The organism is Pseudomonas fluorescens (genome assembly GCF_018614655.1).
In the GTDB taxonomy this organism is placed as follows: Bacteria; Pseudomonadota; Gammaproteobacteria; order Pseudomonadales; family Pseudomonadaceae; genus Aquipseudomonas; species Aquipseudomonas fluorescens_BX.
On sequence record NZ_JAGGOG010000026.1, the window covers coordinates 96,133 to 120,860 of the forward strand.

2 protein-coding genes are annotated in these 24,728 nt (G+C 63.7%); both read left to right on the plus strand.

The features are described from left to right. Positions 1-184: 184 nt before the first annotated feature. Entirely contained in the window at positions 185-13,201 is a 13,017-nt protein-coding gene (locus J7E41_RS24705; RefSeq protein ID WP_214996908.1) for a non-ribosomal peptide synthetase, read from the plus strand. After that, on the plus strand, positions 13,198-24,702 hold the full coding sequence (locus J7E41_RS24710) for a non-ribosomal peptide synthetase (protein WP_214996909.1): 11,505 nt from the start codon (positions 13,198-13,200) through the stop codon (positions 24,700-24,702). The genes J7E41_RS24705 and J7E41_RS24710 overlap by 4 nt, the downstream gene beginning before the upstream one ends. Positions 24,703-24,728 lie beyond the last annotated feature (26 nt).

Here is a 24,728-nt window from a genome sequence, read left to right on the forward strand (position 1 = left end):
CACCCCTGTCGACCTGAATGCTCTAGTTTTCCAACCCTGCGGGGAGTCCCTGCGGCTGAACGCCGCACGCTGTTTTTTTTGCACGGGCCTCCCGGCACACCCGCTCGTCTTCGGGCACTGATGTGACAGCTGAAAACGGACTTTCTCCTCAACTGTATCCGACTCAAAAAAGCAGGTTACTCCCATGCAGTTCAGCGAATTATTGGCAGTTCTTTCCACCTACCCGATCCGTCTGCAAATGGAAGAAGGCGACTTGATCATTCTGGGTGACGACGATGCGCTGGATGACGCGCTGTGGGACCAACTGATTGCATACAAACCCCAATTGCTGGAGCTGGTGGCCCAACACGGCGGTGACTGGCTGAGCCCGGCCTATCGCATCACCCCGGACATGCTGGCGCTGGTCACGCTCGACCAACTCGCCATCGATCGCATCGTCGCGACCGTCCCGGGTGGCGCGGCCAACGTGCAGGATATCTACCCGCTGGCGCCGCTGCAGGAAGGTATGCTCTACCACCACTTGTCCTCTCGTGAGGGCGATCCCTATGTGCTGCACGCGCAGTTTGTATTCGACAACCGCACCCGCCTCGAAGCCTTTGCCGAGGCGCTGCAATGGGTGATTGACCGCCATGACATCCTGCGCACCGGGGTGGTCTGGGAGCGCCTGGACGAGCCGTTGCAAGTGGTCTGGCGCCAGGCCCGTCTGGTGTGCGAAGAAGCGCTGTTCAGCGCCGCCGACGGTGATGCACTGACGCAGTTGCGTGCCCGCTACGATGCCCGCGATTACCGCATGGACCTGGGGCAGGCGCCGTTACTGCGCCTGGTATTTGCCGAAGACAGCGTCCATCAGCGCATGGTCGCCATGCTGCTGTTCCACCACACCATTCTTGACCACACCGCCCTCGACGTGGTGCGCCGGGAAATTCAGTTGCACCTGGCCGGGCAGACAGAACTGGCGGGCACGCCTGTACCGTTTCGCGGCTATATCGCTCAGGTGCGTCAGGGCGTCAGCGAGCAGGCCCATGAAGCGTTCTTCCGCGAGATGCTGGCGGACATTGACGAGCCGACGCTGCCCTTCGGCCTGAGCGAAGTACAGGGCGATGGCCACGGTATCGATGAGGCCCGTCTTATTGTCGACCATGACTTGAGCCAGCGCCTGCGGGCTCAGGCACGTCCACTGGGGGTCAGCCCGGCCAGCGTGATGCACTTGGCCCTGGCGCAGGTGCTGGGCAAGGTGTCCGGCCGTGAAGCGGTGGTATTTGGTTCGGTGATGCTTGGCCGGATGGGCGCGGGCGAGGGCTCCGACCAGGCGCTGGGCATGTTCATCAACACCTTGCCATTGCGCGTGGATGTCGGCGAGCAAAGCGTGCGCGCCGGGGTCAAGGTCACGCACGAGCGCCTGACCTCGCTGTTGAACCACGAACATGCCTCCCTGGCCCTGGCCCAACGTTGCAGCGGGGTAGCAGCACCGACGCCACTGTTCAGTGCGATCCTCAACTACCGGCACAGCGATGCCGCGGACACTGCCGACGTCATCGAGATCGCCGAAGGCATTCAGGTACTGGGCGCCGAAGAACGTACCAACTACCCGGTGACGGTCAACGTCGACGACTTGGGCGAAGACTTTGCCCTGACCGTCCTGGTGGACGCTTCCATGGGTGCCACGCGTCTGGCCGGCTACCTGCACACGGCTCTGGAAAGCCTGGTGCTGGCCCTGGAAAATACCCCGCAAGCACCGCTGTGCAGCCTGACCATCCTGCCTGCTGCCGAGCGCCACCACCTGCTGCACACCTTGAATGCCAGCACGCAGCACTATGCCGATTCGGCACTGATCCACCAGCAGTTCGAGGCCTGTGCCAACGCTCAACCCGACGCCACGGCAGTGATCTGCGAAAACCAGCGCCTGACCTATCGCGAGTTGAATGAGCAGGCCAATCAGGTCGCCCATCGCCTGTTGGCCCTGGGGATTCGCCCGGATGACCGAGTGGCGATCTGCGTCGAGCGCGGCGTGTCAATGATCGTCGGGCTGTTGGGGATCCTCAAGGCCGGCGCGGGCTATGTGCCGATTGATCCGGCCTATCCGCTGGAGCGCATCGCCTACACCCTGCGTGACAGTGAGCCGGTGGCCGTGCTGGTGCAGGCTGACACGCGTCACCTGGTGGGCGATGTGGCATCGATTGACCTCGATACCTTGCAACACGAGTCCCTCGAAAACCCGCAGGTACCAGGGCTGACATCGGTCAACCTGGCCTATGTCATCTACACCTCCGGTTCTACCGGCCTGCCCAAGGGCGTGATGATCGAACACCGCAACGTCGCGCGCCTGTTCAGTGCCACCGAGCACTGGTTCCACTTCAACCACCGCGACGTCTGGGCTTTGTTCCATTCGTTTGCCTTCGATTTCTCCGTCTGGGAAATCTGGGGCGCGCTGATGCACGGTGGGCAATTGCTGGTGGTACCGCAACTGGTCAGCCGCTCGCCGGACGAATGCTACGCGCTGTTGTGCGAGGCCGGTGTGAGTGTCCTGAACCAGACGCCGAGTGCCTTCCGCCAGTTGATCGCCGCCCAGGGCCGCAGCCCGCAGGCCCACTCCTTGCGCCAGGTGATCTTTGGTGGTGAAGCCTTGGAGCCGGGGATCCTCAAACCCTGGTATGCCCGCGTGACCAACGCCGGCACGCAGTTGGTGAACATGTACGGCATCACCGAAACCACCGTACACGTGACCTATCGCGCCCTGCAGGCGGCGGACGCGCAGTTGGTGGGCGTCAGCCCGATTGGCGTGCGGATTCCCGACCTGCAGTTGTATGTGCTGGACCCCCATGGCGAGCCGCTACCGACCGGTGTTGTCGGTGAGTTGTACGTCGGCGGAGCAGGGGTGGCCCGGGGTTATCTCAATCGTGATGAGCTGACTGCCGAGCGTTTCCTCGCCGACCCGTTTACCGGCCAGCGCATGTACAAGACCGGCGACCTTGGCCGTCTGTTGGCCGACGGCAGTGTCGAGTACCTGGGGCGTAACGACGACCAAGTGAAAATTCGCGGCTTCCGTATCGAGTTGGGTGAAATCGAAGCCCGCCTGGCAACCTGTGACGGTGTACGGGAAACCGTGGTGATCGCCCGTGAAGACGAACCGGGCGATAAACGCCTGGTGGCCTACGTGATCGCCCACCCCGGCGTTGCCCCCAGCGCTGCGCAGTTGCGTGACCATTTGCTGCTGTCCCTTGCCGAATATATGGTGCCCAGTGCCTTCGTGCTGCTCGACAGCTTCCCGCTGACCCCCCATGGCAAGCTCGACCGCAAGGCACTGCCGGCCCCTGATTCTGAGGCCCTGGCCCGTCGTGGCTTTGAAGCACCCGAAGGTGCGGTGGAAAGCACTATCGCGGCGATCTGGCAGGACCTGCTGAAGGTCGACCGCGTAGGGCGTCAAGACAACTTTTTCGAACTGGGCGGCCACTCGCTGCTGGCGGTCAAGCTGATCGAGCGCATGCGCCAGGTTGAACTGAGCGCCGACGTGCGCGTGCTGTTTGGCCAGCCAACCCTGGCCGCACTGGCCGCGGCCGTCGGCGGGCAGCATGAAGTACAAGTGCCGGCCAACCGCATTGCCGCTGACAGCCCGTGCATCACCCCGGACATGCTGCCCCTGGTGGAGCTGGATCAGGCGGCCATCGACCACGTCGTCGCCAGCGTGCCGGGCGGGGTCAGCAACGTGCAGGACATCTACGCGCTGGCGCCGTTGCAAGCCGGCATTCTCTACCACCACCTGGCGACCACCGAGGGCGATCCCTATGTGTTGCAGGTGCAATTCAGCTTTACCGGCCAGCCGTCGGTCGAGGCCTTTATCCGTGCCCTGCAAAGTGTGATCGAACGCAATGATATCCTGCGCACCAGCGTGGTCTGGGAAGGCCTGGACGAACCGGTGCAGGTGGTCTGGCGCCAGGCGCCACTGGCGGTCGAGCGTCTGGTGCTCAACCCCCAGGGCGCGGTCTTGCCGCAGTTGCAACAACGCTTCGACCCACGGCACTACCGCCTGGATTTGTCCCGTGCCTCGCTGATGCAGTTCGCCTACGCCGAAGACACGGCCGAGGGTCGCTGGTTGGGTATCTTGCTGCTGCACCACATTCTGCTGGACCACACCGCACTGCACGTGTTGGTGAAGGAGATGAGTGCCAGCCTGGCAGGTGATACCGAGCATTTGCCCGATGCCGTGCAGTACCGCAACTACGTGGCCCAGGCGCGATTGGGCGTGAGTCAGGCGCAACATGAAGCGTTCTTCAGTGACATGTTGGGGGACATCGACGAACCGACCCTGGCCTTCGGGCTGCAGGACGTCAACCGCGACGGCAGTGGCATCGAAGAGGCGAACGTGCCGCTGGACCTGGCGTTGAGCCTGGGTCTGCGCGAGCAAGCGCGCCAACTGGGTGTGAGTGCCGCGAGCCTGGTGCATCTGGCTTGGGCTCAGGTTCTGAGCCAGGTGTCGGGCCGCGAGGACGTGGTGTTCGGCACTGTTCTGCTGGGGCGGATGCAGGGTGGCGAGGGTGCGGATCGGGCCCTGGGAATGTTCATCAATACTTTGCCGTTGCGGGTCAGCGTCAGCAACGTGGGGGTGCAAGCCGGCGTGCGCGCCACCCACGCCCGCCTGGCGCAGTTGCTGGGGCATGAACATGCCTCGCTGTCCCTGGCCCAGCGTTGCAGTGGCGTCCCGGGTTCGTTGCCGCTGTTCAGTACATTGCTCAATTACCGTCACAGTGCACCGCAAGAGGCGCCGGGTGACAGCCCGTTCGCCGGCGCCGGGATCGAGGTGCTCAGTTCCGAGGAGCGCACCAACTACCCGCTGGTGGTCAGTGTCGATGATCTCGGGCAAGGTTTCTCCCTCACCGTGCAAGGGGTGGCCGAGGTGGATGTAAACCGCGTCGCCGAGTACCTGCACACGGCGCTGCGCAACCTGGTGAGCACGTTGCAACAGGCGCCGGCGACACCGTTGCAGGCTATTTCTATCCTGCCGCAGGCCGAGCGTGAACTGCTGCTGAAGTCGTTCAATGACACCACGCGCGACTATCCGGCCGAGCAGACCGTGCAGGCTTTGTTCGAAGCCCAGGCCGATCTTCGTCCGGAAGCGGTTGCGGCGGTGCATGGCGAGCAGTCCGTGAGCTACATCGGGCTTAACCGCCAGGCCAACCGCCTGGCTCATTATCTGATGGGCCAAGGTGTGAAGCCGGGTGACAGCGTGGCGATCCTGCTACCGCGCTCTATCGACCTGCTGATCAGCCAATTGGCCATTCTCAAGTGTGCGGCAGTCTATGTGCCGCTGGACATCAATGCCCCGGCCGAACGCAAGGGTTTCATGGCGCAGGACAGCGGTGCGGCGGTGCTGCTGACGCATAGCGGTGAAGGGGTTGAATACGCCATCTCGCGGATTGACCTGGACACCCTGGCCCTGAACGGTCGGCTGGAACACAACCCTGATATTGCCCAGTCCAGTGAAGACGTGGCGTACATCATGTACACCTCCGGTTCCACCGGCACCCCGAAAGGTGTGCTGGTACCGCACCGGGCAATCACTCGTCTGGTGATCAACAACGGCTACGCTGATTTTAACCGCAATGACCGTGTGGCCTTCGCTTCCAACCCGGCGTTCGACGCCAGCACCATGGACGTCTGGGGTCCGTTGCTCAACGGCGGTCAGGTGCTGCTGATCGACCATGTCACGTTGTTGGCGCCGGCGCTGCTGGGGCAGGCGTTGCAGGAAGGTGAAGCGACCGTGCTGTTTGTGACCACCGCCTTGTTCAACCAGTATGTGCAGTTGATTCCCCAAGCGTTGGCGGGGTTACGGATCCTTTTGTGCGGTGGTGAGCGCGGCGACCCGGCTGCGTTCCGACGGTTGCTGGCCCTGGCGCCAAACCTGCGCCTGGTGCATTGCTACGGCCCGACCGAAACCACCACCTACGCCACTACTTATCACGTGCAGACCGTTGCCGATAATGCCGAGAGCGTGGCGATCGGCCGGCCGATTTCCAATACCCAGGTCTATCTGCTGGATGCCCTGTTGCAGCCAGTACCGTTGGGGGCGGTGGGGGAGATCTGCATCGGCGGCCAGGGTGTCGCCAAGGGCTACCTGAACCGTCCTGGGCTGAGCGCCGAGAAATTTGTCCGCGACCCATTCTCCGGGCAGCCGGACGCACTGATGTATCGCACTGGCGACCTGGGCTGTTGGTCCGCCGAGGGTCTGCTGGAGTGCCTGGGGCGCAATGACGACCAGGTGAAGATTCGCGGTTTCCGCATTGAGCTGGGTGAAGTCCAGGCCCGTCTGACGACCTGTCCTGGCGTGCGGGATGTGGTAGTCCTGGCCCGTGAGGATGAGCCGGGCAACAAGCGCCTGGTGGCTTACTACACTGCACCGGCCGCACTGGACATTGAAACCCTGCGCACCCATTTGCAGGGCCAGTTGCCTGACTATATGGTGCCGTCGGCCTATGTCTGGCTGGAATCCCTGCCACTGACCGGCAACGGCAAGGTCGACCGCAAGGCCTTGCCGGCACCGGATTCGGCGTCGTTGTCCAGCCGTGGTTTCGAAGCGCCTCAAGGTGAGGTAGAAATCCTCCTGGCGCAGATCTGGGAGCAGGTGCTGAAGGTTGAGCGGGTCGGGCGTCATGACCACTTCTTTGAACTCGGTGGGCACTCGTTATTGGCGGTGAGCCTGATCGAGCGTATGCGCCAGGTCGGCCTGAGCGCCGATGTACGGGTGCTGTTCAGCCAGCCGAGCCTGGCGGCGTTGGCGGCGGCGATTGGTAGTGGGCGCGAGGTTGTGGTGCCGGCGAATGGCATACCGCTGAATTGCCAACACATCACGCCCTCGATGTTGTCGCTGGTGAGGCTGGATCAGGCAGGCATCGAGCGCATCGTCGCCAGCGTCCCCGGTGGTGCGGCGAACGTGCAGGATATCTACCCCCTGGCACCATTGCAGGAAGGCATCCTCTATCACCACCTCACGGCCGAGCAGGGCGACCCCTACCTGCTGCAATCGCGCATGGCCTTTGACAGTGTCGAGCGCTTGCAATCCTTTATGGGGGCGCTGCAAAAGGTCGTGGCCCGTCACGACATCCTGCGTACCGGCGTGGTCTGGGAGGGCCTGGACAATCCGGTGCAAGTGGTCTGGCGCCAGGCTGAACTGGTGGTGCAACACGTACCGCTGGACCCGGCCGAGGGTGACGTGCTCGAGCAACTGCACGAGCGCTTCGACGCCCGCCACTACCGTCTGGACATCACCCAGGGCCCGCTGCTGCGCATGGTCTACGCCGAGGATGCGAGCAATCAGCGAGTGGCGGCGATTCTGCTGTTTCACCACTTGGCACTGGACCACACCGCGATGGAAGTGGTTGGCCAGGAAATGCGTGCGTTCTTGTTCAACCCGTCGCACGACTTGCCACCGGCCGCGCCGTTTCGCAACTACGTGGCCCAGGCCCGCCTGGGCGTCAGCGTCGAGGAGCATGAACAGTTCTTCCGCGAAATGCTGGGCGACGTCGATGAGCCGACGCTGCCGTTCGGTATCCAGGATGTACAGGGCGATGGCCGTGACATCGAAGAAGCCGAGCAAGCAGTGGACGCTGCGCTGGCGCGGCGGGTTCGCGAGCTGGCGCGTCAGTTGGGTGTCAGTGCCGCGAGCCTGATGCACCTGGCCTGGGCCCAGGTGCTGGGGCTGGTGTCCAGCCGTCAGGATGTGGTGTTCGGCACCGTATTGATGGGCCGTATGCAGGCCGGCGAGGGCGCCGACCGGGCGTTGGGGATGTTCATCAACACCTTGCCGCTGCGGGTGAATATCGCGGCGGGTGCCGTGGACGGGGTCAAGGCCACCCACGCTCGCCTGACCGCGCTGTTGGGCCATGAACACGCGTCCCTGGCGCTGGCCCAGCGTTGCAGTGGCGTGGCTGCATCGGTGCCGCTGTTCAGTGCGCTGCTCAACTATCGCCACAGCGCCCCGGGCGAGATGGCCCGCGATGGCGAAGGCATTTGGGAAGGTGTGCAGCTGTTGGGCGGTGAAGAACGCAGCAACTACCCGCTGACCTTGAGTGTCGATGACCTCGGCGAAGGTTTCAGCCTGGCGGTGCTGGCGCTGGAGTCCATCGGTGCGCAGCGGATTTGCGACCACATGCACAGCGCCCTTGAACAACTGGTGCTTGCCCTGGAGCAAACGCCGCAGCGGGCGCTGAATCAATTGCCGGTTATGCCGACAACTGAGCGCGACACGCTGTTGCGCACGTTCAACGCTACGGCCCGTGATTATCCTCGAGGCCAGACGGTTCATGGCGCCTTCGAGAGCCAGGCCGCGCGCCTGCCGGACGCCATCGCCGTGCTCCAGGATGGCGAGCGCCTGACCTATCAGGCGCTTAACCAGCGGGCCAACCAATTGGCCCATTACCTGTTGGAAAAAGGTGTACAACCCGACGACCGAATCGCCATCTGCTGCCGTCGTGGCCCGCAGATGCTGGTGGGTTTGCTGGCGACTCTGAAGGCCGGAGCCGGCTACGTACCGATTGACCCGGCCTATCCGGCCGAGCGCATTGCCTATCTGTTGCAAGACAGCGCACCGGTCGCGGTGTTGGCCGAAGCCAGCACCCAAGGCGTGTTGGGTGATGTAGCAACGGTCGACTTGCACGGCGCCGATTGGCAGCGCTACGAGATGACCAACCCTGAGGTCAAGGGCCTTACACCGGCTCATCTGGCCTACGTGATCTACACCTCCGGCTCTACCGGCCAACCCAAAGGGGTAATGGTGGAACACTGCACCGTGGAGAACCTGGTGCACTGGCATTGCGAGGCGTTCGATCTACACGCCCAGGCCCACACCAGCAGCGTCGCTGGTTTCGGCTTCGATGCCATGGCCTGGGAAGTCTGGCCGGCCCTGTGTGCCGGTGCCACCCTGCATTTGCCGCCGGCTGATGTGGGCAATGAAAACATCGACGAACTGTTGGCCTGGTGGCTGGCGCAGCCGCTGGACGTCAGCTTCCTGCCGACGCCGGTGGCCGAGTACGCCTTCAGCCAGGACCTGGAACACCCGACCTTGCGCAGCCTGTTGATCGGCGGTGATCGTCTGCGTCAGTTCACGCACGAGCGACGCTTCGAGGTGATCAACAACTATGGCCCGACCGAAGCCACAGTCGTCGCCACCTCCGGTCGGGTGTACGCCGGGCAGCCGTTGCATATCGGCCAGCCGATGGCCAATGCCACGGTGTACCTGCTGGATGAGCAACACCGACCGGTGCCGGTCGGTGTGACGGGTGAGTTGTACGTGGGCGGCAGTGGCGTGGCCCGGGGTTACCTGAACCGCCCGGAAATGACCGCCGAACGCTTCCTGCAAGACCCGTTCAACCCCGGCCGCATGTACCGCACCGGCGACTTGGCGCGCTGGATGCCGGACGGCAACATCGAATACCTGGGCCGCAACGACGACCAGGTAAAAGTCCGTGGCATGCGCATCGAACTGGGTGAGATCGACACCCGCCTGGCGGCACTCGAGGGCGTGAACGAAGCCGTGGTGCTGGTGCGCGACGGTCGGCTGGTCGCCTGGTTCACTGCACCCTCGACGCTGGATATCGAAACGCTGCAGGCCGAGTTGCACAGCCAGTTGCCGGACTACATGGTGCCGGTGGCCTACGTGCAGTTGGACGCGTTGCCACTGACTGCCAATGGCAAGCTGGATCGCAAGGCCCTGCCTGCGCCGGATCAGGCAGCCATGCTCAGTCGTGAGTACGAGGCGCCACAAGGCGAGGTGGAAACCACCCTGGCGCGGATCTGGGCCGAGGTGCTGCAGGTCGAGCAGGTGGGACGGCATGATCACTTCTTCGAGCTGGGCGGCCATTCGTTGTTGGCCGTGAGCTTGATCGAACGCATGCGCCAGGCTGGCCTGAGTGCCGATGTGCGGGTGCTGTTCAGTCAACCCACCCTGGCGGCGCTGGCAGCCGCCGTGGGCAGCGGGCGGGAAGTGGTAGTGCCAGCCAATGGCATTCCGGCGGATTGCCAACGGATTATCCCGGCGATGCTGTCGCTGGTGGAGCTTGATCAGTCGGCCATCGACCGGATCGTCGACAGCGTGCCGGGTGGCGCGGCCAATGTGCAGGATATCTACCCGCTGGCGCCGTTGCAGGAAGGCATCCTTTACCACTACATCACGGCAGAGCAGGGCGATCCGTACCTGCTGCAAACCCACCTGGCCTTCGACAACATCGAGCGCCTGAACACCTTTGCCCGGGCCCTGCAACAGGTGATCGACCGCCACGACATCCTGCGTACCGGGGTGGTCTGGGAAGGTTTGGCGCAGCCGGTGCAAGTGGTTTGGCGCAAGGCCGAGCTGAGGGTTCAGGCGCTGCAACTGGAGGGCGATGTGCTGGCCGCGCTGCATGAGCGTTTCGACCCTCGACGCTACCGCCTGGAGATTGCCCAGGCACCGCTGATCCGCCTGATGTACGCCGAAGATCCGACGAATCAGCGCGTGGTGGTGGTGTTGCTGTATCACCATATCGTGCTGGACCACACCGCATTCGATGTGGTGCTGCGGGAAATGCAGGGCCACCTGCTTGGCGATACCGCGCCATTGGCCGCGCCGATGCCTTATCGCAACTACGTGGCCCAGGCGCGCCTGGGTGTCAGCGAGCAGGAGCATGAACAGTTCTTCCGCGAGATGCTCGGTGATATCAGCGAGCCGACGCTGCCCTTCGGCTTGCAGGATGTGCAGGGCGACGGGCGACATATCGAGGAACACACCCACCACCTGGACACCGCGCTCAGCGGGCGCCTGAAAGCTCAGGCACGGCTGCTTGGCGTGAGTGCCGCCAGCCTGTTCCATTTGGCCTGGGCGCAAGTGCTGGCGGTGACCTGCGGTAAACAAAACGTGGTGTTTGGCACGGTCCTGGTGGGTCGCTTGCAAGGCGGTGAAGGTGCCGACCGGGCGCTTGGGGTGTTCATCAATACCTTGCCGTTGCGCCTGGACATCGGTGAGCACGGGGTGCGCGCCAGTGTGCGGGCCACCCATGCACGGTTGACGGCGCTGCTGGGGCATGAACATGCATCTCTGGCCCTGGCCCAGCGTTGCAGCGGGGTTGCCGCGCCGTTGCCATTGTTCAGTTCGATGCTCAACTATCGCCACCGAGGCAGTGCGACCCGCTCTCAAGCGTCGCAGCAAGCCTGGGAAGGTATGCAGACCCTGACCAATGATGGGCGTACCAACTACCCTCTGTCCCTGAACGTCGATGACCTGGGTGACGGTTATGACCTGACCGCCTTGACGCTGCCGCAGGTTGGCGCGCAACGGGTCTGCGGCTACGTGCAGATGGCCCTGGCCAATCTGGTGCAAGCCCTGGAGCAGGCACCGCATCAGGCATTGAATCGTCTGCCGATCCTGGGGCGCGAGGAGCGCGACCAACTGCTGTACGCGTTCAACGCGACGCAGGTGGATTACGACCTGGAGCAGACCCTGCACGGGATGTTCGAAAGCCAGGTGCTGCGCACGCCGAATGCCTTGGCCGTGCAGGCCGATGAGCAACGACTGACCTATGCCGAGTTGAACACGCGTGCCAACCAGTTGGCGCATCACCTGCGCGAGCACGGCGTAGGGCCGGATTCACGCGTGGCGATCTGCGTTGAACGTGGCCTGGACATGGTCATCGGCCTGTTCGCCATCCTCAAGGCCGGCGGCGGTTATGTGCCGCTGGACCCGGCGTATCCGCTGGACCGCCTGGCCTACATGCTGCAAGACAGCGCGCCGTCAGCGGTGCTGGTGCAAGGGGCTACGCGCGGGCTGCTGGGCGAGGTGAACGTGCCGGTGGTGAACCTGGACCACGTCACCTGGCAGCACCAGCCCGTCGACAATCCGCAGATTCCGGGGCTGACGGCGCAACATCAGGCCTACGTGATCTACACCTCCGGTTCCACCGGCCAGCCCAAGGGCGTGATCAACGAACACGGCGGGGTGGTCAACCGTCTGCTGTGGATGCAGGACGCCTATGGTTTGACGGCCAGCGATACGGTCTTGCAGAAAACCCCGTTCAGTTTCGACGTGTCGGTGTGGGAGTTCTTCTGGCCACTGTTCACCGGTGCGCGCCTGGTCATGGCGCGTCCTGGCGGCCACAGGGATCCGGCTTATCTGTGCGAAGTAATCGCGGCTGAACAGATCACCACGCTGCACTTTGTGCCGTCGATGCTCGATGTGTTCCTGGCCCAGGGCGATGTCAGTCAGGCGGCCTGCCTGGTGCGGGTGATGTGCAGCGGCGAGGCGTTGCCGGGCAGCCTGGTGCGGCGCTTCAAGCAGCAATTGCCGACCAGCGAGTTGCATAACCTGTACGGCCCGACCGAAGCGGCGGTGGACGTGACGGCGTGGAACTGCGCCGGGCCCGTGACACCGGACAACACGCCGATCGGCAAGCCGATTGCCAACACGCGGATGTACGTGCTGGATGCACAGTTCCAGCCGGTGCCGTTGGGTGTGGCCGGTGAGTTGTTTATCGGCGGTGTGCAGGTGGCCCGCGGTTACCTGCACCGCCCTGAGCTGACCGCCGAACGCTTCCTCAAGGACCCGTTTGCTGACGGTCGGATGTACCGCACCGGCGACGTCGGCCGCTACTTGCCCGACGGCACACTCGAGTACCTGGGGCGCAACGACGACCAGGTGAAGATCCGTGGCCTACGCATTGAACTGGGGGAAATCCAGGCCTGTTTGACGGCCTACCCGCAGGTCAACGAAGCCGTGGTACTGGCCCGTGAAGACGTGCCAGGGGACAAGCGCCTGGTGGCTTATTACACCGGCGTCAAGGCGCAGATCGAACACCTGCGCGCCCACCTGCTGGAGCAGTTGCCCGACTACATGGTGCCGGCGGTGTTCGTTCACCTCGACGCGTTGCCGCTGAGCCCCAACGGCAAACTGGACCGCAAGGCGCTTCCGGCGCCGGGCCTGGAATCGTTGATCGTGCGGGAATACGAAGCGCCCGTCGGCGATACCGAGATCACCCTGGCCAGGCTTTGGGCGCAATTGCTGAAAGTGGAACGGGTAGGGCGTCATGACAACTTCTTTGAACTGGGCGGGCACTCGCTGCTGGCGGTCAGTCTGATCGGGCTCTTGCGCCAGGAAGGCATGGAGGCGGATGTCAGGGCGTTGTTCGAGCAACCGACCCTGGCCGGCTACGCCGCAATGACTGAACGAATGGAGATCGTCCTGTGAGCATCCTCGAACTGTTGGCGACACTGAAAGCCAAAGATATCCAACTGGCGCTCAAGGGCGAGCAGTTGTCGGTGCAGGGCAACAAGCAGGCCTTGAGCGATCCGGCTGTACTGGCCGCACTGCGTGAGCATAAGGCGGGGCTGATCGAGCTGATCAAGGCCGGTGAGTATTCGGCGCTCAAGGCTGGCGAGGTGGACGTTCCGGCCAACGGTATCCCGGCAGGCGCCAGCCGCATCACTCCGCAGATGTTGACCCTCTCGAGCTTGAGCCAGGACGCCATTGACCGCATCGTCGAAACCGTCGATGGGGGAGTGGCCAATGTCCAGGATATCTACCCCTTGGCGCCCTTGCAGGAAGGCATTCTTTATCATCATGTGAGCGCCGGGCAGGGCGATCCGTACATCATGCAGTCGCAGTTCGCCTTCGACAGCCTTGAACGCCTGAATGGATTTGCCCAGGCCTTGCAAAAGGTCATGGATCGTCACGACATCCTGCGCACGGGGATTGTCTGGGAGGGCCTGGAAGAGCCGTCGCAGGTGGTCTGGCGTACGGCGCGGTTGCCGGTGCAGGCCGTCGAACTGGACCCTGCCGAAGGTGAGATTGCCGCCCAGTTGCATGCCAGGTTTGATGGCCGTCACTACCGCCTGGATGTGACCCAGGCGCCGCTGCTGCGCCTGGTTTACGCCAATGACCCGGCCAATCAGCGGATTGTCGCGATCTTGCTGTTTCACCACATGGCGCTGGATCACAGCGCACTGGAGGTGGTGTGCCACGAAATGCAGGCTTGCCTGCTGGGACACGCTGATACCTTGGGCCACGCGGTGCCTTTTCGAAATTATGTGGCCCATGCGCGCCTGGGCATCAGCGAGCAGGAACACGAGGTGTTTTTCCGCCAGATGCTGGGGGATGTCAACGAGCCGACCTTGCCCTTCGGCTTGCAGGATGTTCAAGGTGACGGGCGTGGGATCGAGGAGGTCAGCCTGGCGCTTGCGCCCGACCTGAGCCTGCGGCTGCGTACCCAGGCCCGGCAATTGGGCGTGAGTGCAGCGAGCCTTTTTCATTTGGCCTGGGCCCAGGTGTTGGGCGCGCTGGCCGGCAAGGAACAGGTGGTGTTCGGCACGGTGTTGATGGGGCGCATGCAGGGCAGCCACGACACGGACCGGGCGCTGGGTATTTTCATCAACACCTTGCCGTTTCGCGTGGATGTGGGAACGCAAGACGTGCGCGCCGGGGTCAAGGAGACCCATGCGCGGCTGACCACCCTGATGCGGCATGAACACGCACCCCTGGCGCTCGCCCAACGCTGCAGCGGTGTACTGGCGCCGATGCCGCTGTTCAGCGCCTTGCTCAACTACCGGCACAGTGCCGGAAGCGCCAGTGCCGAGGCCGTGTCGGCGTGGCAAGGCATTGTTGCCCTCAGTTCCGAAGAACGTACCAACTATCCGCTTACCTTGAGTGTCGATGACCTGGGCGAAGACTTCAGCCTGAGCCTTCTGGCCAGCACTCAGGTCGATCCGCAACGGGTGTGTGGGTATCTGCAAACCGCCCTGGAAAACCTGGCACGAACCCTGGAGCAGGCACCGCACACGGCAGTCAATCAGGTGTCGGTCCTGCCCGAGGCCGAGCGCCAACAACTGATGCAGTTCAGCGCCACCCAGGTCGATTATCCGCAAGGCAGCACCCTTCACGGTCGTGTGGAGGCCCAGGCCGCGCAGAACCCGGATGCGCTGGCGGCGGTGTATCAGGACCGGCACCTGACGTACAGCGAATTGAATCAACAGGCCAACCTGCTGGCCCATCACCTGCTGGCCCTAGGCGTCAAACCCGACGACCGTGTGGCCATCGTCGCCCGTCGCGGCCTGGATACCCTGGCCGGCTTGCTGGCGATTCTCAAGGCGGGTGCCTGTTATGTGCCGGTGGATCCGTCTCACCCGGCTGAGCGCCTGAACTACCTGCTCAGTGACAGCGCACCGGTGGCGGTGCTGACCCAGCAGGACTTGCTGGCGCGTTTGCCGGCCCTCGACGTGCCGGTGATCAACCTCGATCAACACACCTGGCGGCACCATTCGGTAGCCAATCCACAGGTGGCCGTCACACCGTCCAACCTGGCCTACGTGATCTACACCTCCGGCTCCACCGGCCTGCCCAAGGGCGTGATGGTCGAGCACCACACCGTGGCCAATCTGGTGGACTGGCATTGCACTACGTTCGACCTGTGCCAGGGGCGTCATACCGCCAGCGTCGCCGGTTTCGGCTTTGACGCCATGGCCTGGGAAGTCTGGCCGGCGCTGTGTGCCGGTGCAACGCTGCACCTGCCGCCGGCCCACGACGGCGCTGAAGACATCGACGGGCTGCTGGACTGGTGGCGCGCGCAGCCGCTGGACGTGTGCTTCCTGCCCACACCGGTGGCCGAATACGCTTTCAGCCAGAACCTCGAACACCCGACCCTGCGCACACTGCTGATCGGTGGCGATCGCCTGCGTCAGTTCACCCGCACCCCGACGTTTGCCGTGATCAACAACTATGGCCCCACCGAAGCCACGGTGGTCGCCACGTCCGGCCGCGTCGAGGTGGGGCAGCCGCTGCACATCGGCAAGCCGATGGCCAATGCCACGGTGTACCTGCTGGACGCGCAGCAACGGCTGGTACCGATGGGTGTCGCGGGTGAGTTGTACGTGGGCGGTAAAGGCGTGGCGCGGGGTTACTTGAACCGCCCGGAACTGACCGCCGAACGCTTTCTCGATGACCCTTTCAATGCCGGGCGCATGTACCGCACCGGCGACCTGGCGCGCTGGCTGCCCGACGGTCATCTCGAATACCTGGGCCGCAACGACGACCAGGTGAAGATCCGTGGTGTGCGCATCGAACTGGGCGAGATCGAAACCCGCCTCAGCCAGCTTCCCGGTATTCAGGAAGCCGTGGTGTTGGCCCGTGAAGACCAACCTGGCCAGACCCGCCTGGTGGCGTACTTCACCGAAAGGCCGCAGATTGACCCTCTGGAGGTCGGCGAAATTCGTGCGCATCTGGTGGCGCATCTGCCGGACTACATGGTGCCGGTGGCCTACATGAAGCTGGACGCGCTGCCACTGACCGCCAACGGCAAGCTGGACCGCAAGGCCCTGCCCAAGCCGGACCTGGCCGCCGTATTTACCCGTGAGTACGAAGCGCCGATTGGCGAAATCGAAAGTGTGTTGGCGCAGGTCTGGGCCGATGTACTGCACGTGGAGCGTGTCGGGCGTCAGGATCACTTCTTTGAATTGGGCGGCCATTCGCTGCTGGCGATGCGCATGGTGTCCCAGGTGCGTCAGCGTCTCGGTGTCGATCTGCAACTAGGCGATTTGTTCGCCAATGCCGAACTTGCGGCGGTCGCCCAGGTGCTAGCCCAGGCCGGTCGCAGCACGCTGCCGGATATTCTGCCGGCTTCCCGTGACCAGGCCCTGCCGCTATCGTTTGCCCAGCAGCGCCTGTGGTTCCTGGCATTGATGGAAGGGGCCAACACCGCCTACAACATCCCCATCGGCCTGCGTCTGCGTGGCCAACTGCATGTCGACGCATTGCAGCGGGCGCTGGCGCGGATTGTCGCGCGGCATGAAACCTTGCGCAGCCGTTTTGCCCAGCAGGGTGAAGATGCCCAGGTGCTGATCTTGCCTGCCGAGGATGTGTTGCCCCTGCATGTGCAGGACCTGCGCGGCCATGCCGAGGCCCCCATGCTGCTGGACGCGTTGATCCACGGCGAAGCGTCGGCGCCGTTCGACCTGCAACGTGACCCGCTGTTGCGTGGGCGCCTGGTGATCCTGGCCGACGATCACCATGTGCTGTTGTTGACCCTGCACCACATCGTGTCTGACGGCTGGTCGATGGACGTGCTGACCCGCGAGCTGATGGCGCTGTACCAGGCCTTCAGCCAGGGCCAGGCCGATCCATTGCCGCCCTTGCCGATCCAGTACGGCGACTTCGCCGTCTGGCAGCGCCTGTGGCTGAGCGGCGAGGTACTGCAACGCCAGAGCAGTTACTGGCAGCAGACGCTGGCCGGCGCACCCGCATTGTTGATGCTGCCCACTGACCGCCCGCGCCCGGCGCAGCAGGACTACGCCGGTAGCAGCGTCGCGGTGCATCTGGATGCGCGACTGACCGCGTGCCTCAAGGCCCTCAGCCAACGCCATGGCACCAGCCTCTACATGACCATGATGGCGGCTTGGGCGATGTTGTTGTCGCGCTTGTCCGGGCAACAGGATGTGGTGATCGGCTCGCCGGTGGCCAATCGTCAACGCGCCGAAGTCGAAGGGCTGATCGGCCTGTTCGTCAACACGCTGGCGGTGCGCATCGACACCCGCGGTGAGTTGAGCGTCGAGGCGCTGCTGACCCGGGTCAAGGCCCTGACGCTGGCGGCCCAGGCGCATCAAGACTTGCCGTTCGAGCAGGTGGTGGAAGTCACCCGGCCGGTGCGCAGTCTGGCCCATAGCCCGCTGTTCCAGACCCTGCTGGCCTGGCAGAGCAGCGACGGCCCGTCCCTGGCGCTTGGCGAGCTTGCCCTGGAAGGCATCGTCCCGGACAGCCACTTTGCCAAGTTCGACCTGTCGTTGAACCTGGGCGAGAGCCAGGACGGTATTCGCGGGACCCTGGAATACGCCATCGCGCTGTTCGACGAGGCGACGATGCTGCGTTATGTCGGTTACTTCAAACGAGTGTTGCAGGCCATGGTCGACAACGACCAGGCGGTGCTGGAGCACGCCGCGCTGGTGGATGAGGCAGAGCGTCAGCACTTGCTGTTCGATTTCAATGCCACCGAGGTGGATTACAACCTCGACCAGACCCTGCACGGGATGTTCGAGGCGCAGGTGTTGCGCACACCCGATGCGGTGGCCGTGCAAGCGGATGAACAACGCCTGACTTACGCGCAACTCAACGAGCGCGCCAACCGGTTGGCCCATCACCTGCGTGAGCTGGGTGTACAGCCGGATTCGCGGGTGGCGATCTGTCTCGAGCGCGGCCTGGACATGGTCGTCGGCCTGTTCGCGATCCTCAAGGCCGGTGGCGCTTACGTGCCGCTGGATCCGGCCTATCCGCTGGACCGCCTGGCCTACATGCTGCAAGACAGCGCGCCGGCGGCGGTGCTGGTGCAAGGGGCCACACGCGCGCTGCTGGGCGAGGTGATGGTGCCGGTGGTGGACCTTGATCAGAACAACTGGGAGCACCAGCCGGCGAGCAACCCTCAGGCGTTCGGGCTGACGGCTCAACACCTGGCTTATGTGATCTACACCTCCGGCTCCACCGGCCAGCCCAAAGGCGTGATGAATGAACACGGCGGGGTGGTCAACCGTCTGCTGTGGATGCAAGACGAGTACGGTCTTGATGCTCAGGATACGGTCCTGCAGAAGACCCCGTTCAGCTTCGATGTGTCAGTGTGGGAGTTCTTCTGGCCGCTGTTTACCGGCGCGCGACTGGTGATGGCCCGCCCTGGCGGACATAAGGATCCGGCCTACCTGTGCGAGATCATTGAGTCGCAGCGCATCACGACACTGCACTTTGTACCGTCGATGCTCGACGTGTTTCTCGCCCAGGGCGATGTCAGCCAGGCCGCCGGCCTGGTGCGGGTGATGTGCAGCGGCGAAGCCTTGCCGGGCAGCCTGGTGCGGCGCTTCAAACAACAGTTGCCGGGCAGCGAGCTGTACAACCTGTATGGCCCGACCGAAGCCGCGGTGGACGTGACGGCCTGGAACTGCGCGGGCCCCGTGACGCCCGACAACACGCCCATCGGCAAACCGATTGCCAACACGCGCCTGTACGTATTGGACGCACAGTTCCAGCCGGTACCTCTGGGCGTGGTCGGTGAGCTGTTCATCGGTGGTGTGCAGGTTGCGCGGGGCTACTTGCACCGTGCCGAATTGAGCGCCGAACGCTTTCTCAAGGACCCGTTCACCGACGGCCGGATGTACCGCGCCGGTGACGTCGGCCGCTACTTGCCTGACGGCACTCTCGAATACCTGGGGCGTAATGACGACCAGGTGAAAATCCGTGGCCTGCGCATCGAGCTGGGGGAAATCCAGGCACGGCTGACCGAGTACCCACGGGTGCAGGAGGCGGCGGTCCTGGCCCGGGAAGACGTACCGGGGGACAAACGCCTGGTGGCTTACTACACCGGCGAGCAGGCGCAAATCGAACAACTGCGCCTGCATCTGCTGGAGCAGTTGCCGGACTACATGGTGCCGGCGGTGTTTGTTCACCTCGACACCTTTCCCCTGAGCCCCAATGGCAAGCTCGACCGCAAGGCCCTGCCGGCACCGGGGCTGGACGCGGTGATCGTGCGCGCGTACGAAGCGCCGGTCGGTGACACCGAAATCCTCCTGGCCGGGCTGTGGGCCGAGTTGCTGAATGTGGAGCGGGTCGGTCGTCATGACCATTTCTTCGAGCTGGGAGGGCATTCGCTGTTGGCGGTCAGCCTGATCGGGCGGATGCGCCGAGCCGGGTTGTCGGCGGATGTCAAAGTGCTGTTTGGCCAACCGACGCTGGCGGCCTTGGCGGCAGCCATTGGCGGCGGGCGCGAAGTGGTAGTGCCGGCCAATGGCATTGCGGCGCACTGCACACGGATTACGCCGCAGATGCTGCCGTTGGTGGCGCTGGAGCAACCGGCCATCGACCGGATCGTCGCTGCTGTCCCTGGCGGTGCGGCCAACGTGCAAGACATCTATCCGCTGGCGCCGTTGCAAGCCGGCATTCTCTATCGTCACCGGGCCTCGCGCGACGGTGACCCGTACCTGTTGCAAGCGCAGTTCGCGTTTTCCAGCCTGGAACGCTTGCAGGTATTCACCGATGCCTTGCAAGGGGTAATCGAGCGCCATGACATTCTGCGTTCGTCGATGCACTGGGAAGGCCTGGAAGAACCGGTACAAGTGGTCTGGCGTCAGGCGTCGCTGAGCTGTGAGCGGTTTGAACCGGAGGCGGGTGACGCGCTGGCCGGCCTGTTGGAGCGCTTTGACACTCGTCACTATCGCCTCAACCTGGCGCAGGCGCCGTTGATCCGGCTGGTGTACGTCGAGGACACGCTCAACCAGCGCGTTGTAGCGCTGTTGCTGTTCCATCATCTGGTGATGGACCACGTCGCGCTGGAAGTCCTGCAGCAGGAAATGCAAGCCAGCCTGCTGGGCCGACGAGAACAGTTGGTGGCGGCAGTGCCGTACCGCAACTATGTGGCCCAGACGCGTCTGGGGATGACCGAGGAAGAACACGAAGGATTCTTCCGCGAACTGCTGGGTGACATTGACGAACCCACCTTGCCGTTCGGGATGCAAGCGGTAGACGGCGACCACGCACCGACCGAACAGGCTCGGCTGGCGGTCGACTCACTGTTGGGCCAGCGTCTTCGCACCCGTGCGACAGCCCTTGGCGTCAGCGCCGCCAGCCTGATGCACTTGGCCTGGGCCAAGGTGCTGAGCGCGGTTTCCGGTCGCGAACAGGTGGTGTTCGGCACCGTCCTGTTGGGCCGTATGCAAGGCGGCGAGGGCGCCGAGCGGGCGATGGGGGCGTTTATCAACACCTTGCCGTTGCGCGTCGACCTGGAGGAGGGCACGGTGCAGCAAGCGCTGATGGCCACCCATGCGCGCCTGACTCAACTGCTCAGCCATGAGCATGCGCCACTGGCGCTGGCCCAGCGTTGCAGCGGCTTGCCGGCGGCCACGCCGTTGTTCAATGTGCTGTTCAACTACCGTCACGGCGCCCATCAGGGCAGCCTCTCAGCCGAAGTGTTGGAGGCGTGGCAGGGCATGCAGATGCTCAATGCCCAGGAGCGCACCGACTACCTGTTGTCGTTGAGTGTCGATGACCTGGGCGACAGCTTTACCCTGGATGCCATGGCGGCAGCGGGTCTGGGGGCGCAGCGACTCTGTGAGTACCTGCACATTGCCCTGGAACAACTGGTGCAAGCCCTGGAGCACAGCCCCGGTACCGCGATCCGGCAGTTGTCGATTCTGCCGCCGAGCGAACGCCAGCAATTGTTGGTGGAGTTCAACGCCACCCACCGCGACTTCCCGCATGAGCACTCGGTCGAGCGTCTGTTCGAAGGCCAAGCCAACGCACGCCCCGAGGCGCTGGCGGTGGTTCACGGCCAACACGCCGTGAGTTATGGCGAGTTGAACACCCGCGCCAACCAACTGGCTCATCATCTGCTGGGCCTGGGGGTCAAGCCGGGTGACAACGTGGCGATCCTGCTGCCCCGTTCGGTGGACTTGTTGGTCAGCCAACTGGCAATCCTCAAGTGCGCGGCGGCCTATGTACCGCTGGACATCAACGCACCCGCCGAGCGTCAGGGCTTCATGGTGCAGGACAGCGCGGCTGTGTGGCTGTTGACCCACAGCGATGCCGCGATCGACTACCCGGCGCACCGCATCGACCTTGATCAGCTGGTGCTGGATCCGCAACCGTCCCACAACCCGTGCCTGTCGCAGTCCTCGCAAAGCGTGGCGTACATCATGTACACCTCGGGCTCCACTGGCACACCGAAAGGTGTCCGGGTGCCGCACCGGGGCATCACGCGGCTGGTGATCAACAACGGCTATGCCGACTTCAATGCCCATGACCGCGTAGCGTTCGCTTCAAACCCGGCGTTTGATGCAAGCACCATGGACGTCTGGGGGCCTTTATTGCTCGGAGGCCAGGTACGGGTGATCGACCATGCGACCTTGCTCGATCCGGTTGCGTTCGGCCAGGCCCTGAAGGCGCAGGGGGCGACGATCCTGTTCGTTACCACCGCCTTGTTCAACCAATACGTGCAGTTGATTCCTGATGCTCTGGCCGGTCTGCGGATTCTGCTCTGCGGTGGCGAACGGGCAGACCCGGCGGCCTTCCGCAAGCTGTTGGCGCAGGCGCCGCAGTTGCGCCTGGTGCATTGCTATGGCCCAACGGAAACCACTACTTACGCCACCACCCATGAAGTGCGGGCCATGGCGGCCGACGTGGAAAGCGTGCCCATCGGCCGGCCGATCTCCAATACCCAAGTGTATGTTGTGGATGCACGTTTGCAGCCAGTGCCTGTGGGCGTGGTCGGGGAAATCTGCATCGGCGGTCAGGGCGTGGCCAAGGGTTACCTGAACCGTCCCGAACTGACGGCAGAAAAATTTGTGCGTGACCCGTTCAGCGCACAACCCGAGGCGTTGATGTACCGCACCGGCGACCTGGGCCGTTGGAATGCGCAAGGCCTGCTGGAGTGCATTGGGCGTAACGATGATCAAGTGAAGATTCGTGGGTTCCGCATTGAACTGGGGGAAATCGAGGCTCGCCTGGCGACCTGTGACGGCATCAAGGACGTGGTGGTCCTGGCGCGGGAAGATGCGTCCGGCGACAAGCGTCTGGTGGCCTATGTCACCTGGCTGGATGCGCCCGTGGCGATCGAGACGGTACGTGCGCATCTGCAAGGTCAGGTGCCGGAATACATGGTGCCATCGGCCTATGTGGCCCTGGACGAGTTGCCGCTGACTACCAACGGCAAAGTCAATCGCAAGGCCTTGCCTGCGCCTGCGATGGATGCATTGATCACGCGTGTCTATGAAGCTCCGCTTAACCCACTGGAAGAAACCCTGGCGCAGTTGTGGGCCCAGGTGTTGAAGGTCGAGCGGGTGGGGCGCCATGACAGTTTCTTCGAGTTGGGCGGTCATTCGTTGCTGGCGATTCGTCTGGTCAACCTGATGGAAGAGGCAGGCCTTGAAGTGTCTCTGGCGGAGCTGTTCCAGCACGCGAGTGTCGAGTCGGTCGCCTCGATGCTCAGCCAACGCACCACGTCACTGCCGCGCGACACCGCATTGATTCCAGTGCGCGTCGAGGGCAGCCAGCCGCCGTTGTTCCTGATCCACGAGTTCAGTGGCATGGACGTGTATTTCCCGGCGTTGGGGCAACATCTGCCGGGAGACTACCCGATCTACGGCTTACCGGGAGTTGCCTTGGGGCAACCGCACTTGCAGACCATGGAAGGGCTTGCGGCACGTTTGGTGAGCGTGATTCGTTCCGTCCAGCCCCATGGGCCGTATCGCTTGGCGGGCTGGTCGTTCGGCGGAGTGCTGGCCTACGAGGTGGCCTTGCAACTGCAGGGGCAGGATGAACCGGTGGCTTTCCTCGGCTTGATCGACAGCTACGTGCCGCGCCTGACCGATCAGGGCAAGGCGCGCTGGTCGGGGGTTGAGGCCTGCAAGCGGCATTTGCTGTTGCTGTGCACGGCCTATTGGAAGAATCAGGGCGTGGCAGGCATTGAGGCGGTGGCAAGCCTTGCGCAACTGGAAGCCGATAGCGTGCATTTCGATTTCGATGGGCTGCTGCGGTACTGCCGTGACCAGCAGTTGCTGTTCGAGGAAATCGCGGCAGGTTCGGACAGCGACGTGCTGAGCTATCTGGAGCGGGAAGTGGGTCACGGTCACGCGTTGGCTCACTACAGTCTGTTCCCGACCGCGATCGCGGTGCATCTGTTCAGCGCGCTGGAGCGTCCGACGGAACTGTCTCGGCGCAGCACATCCCACGGTTGGGCTGACTTCCTGGCCGACGGCCAACTGCGTCAGGTACCGGTGCCAGGGGATCATCAGAGCATGATGACGGCCCCGCACATTCAGGTCTTGGGGCAGGCCCTCAACCAGGCGTTGGCGGCGAGCGAAGCACCGCTTTTGGCGACTCATCAACCGCTGTTGCGGATTCAGGGCGGGCGGTCCGGGCACGCGCCGATCTTCTGTGTGCCGGGGGCGGGTGACAGCGTCACCGGGTTTGTTGGGCTGAGCGAAGCCTTGGGCCGCGACTGGCCGATCCTTGGCTTGCAACCTCGTGGCCTGGACGGTGAAGGGGTGCCTCACAGCCAGGTCGAAGCGGCGGCCCGGCATTATCTGAAGGCATTGGAGCAGGAATATCCCCAGGGCCCGGTGCACCTGATCGGGCATTCGTTCGGGGGCTGGGTAGCTTTTGAAATAGCGCTGTGCCTGCAGGCCCAAGGGCGGCAAGTGGTATCGCTGACCGTGATTGACAGCGAGTCTCCAGGGGGCAATGGCGTGGTCGGCAAACCCTATACCACCACCGCGGCACTGCAGCGGCTGATCGAGTCGATGCAACTGGCGGCGGGTAAATCCCTGGGCATCGATCCATTGCACTTTGCTGCGCAGGACGAAACGGCACAGCGCGGGTTATTGCATGCGGGCATGGTCGGGGCCGGCTTGCTGCCCCAGCGTTCGACACCGGACGCGATGCACGGGCCGGCACGTACCTATGCCACGGCGTTGCGTACGGTGTATCAGCCGCGCCTGCGCTATGACGGCGTGGTACGGCTGGTGCTGGCGGATGATCCGACCCTGGATGGCGTGGGTAATCAGCGTGAGCAGGCTTCGATGATCGAGGGCTGGCGCCGTCATGCGGCTTCGCTGGAGGTCTGGTATGGGCCGGGGAATCATTTCACGCTGCTCAAGGCGCCGAATGTCTACAGCCTGGCGGCTTGGTGGCATGACGGGTTGGCAGTCGCGGCGGGGGAACGGGTTTCGTGATAGCCGTCAGTAAAACCGCATCACGC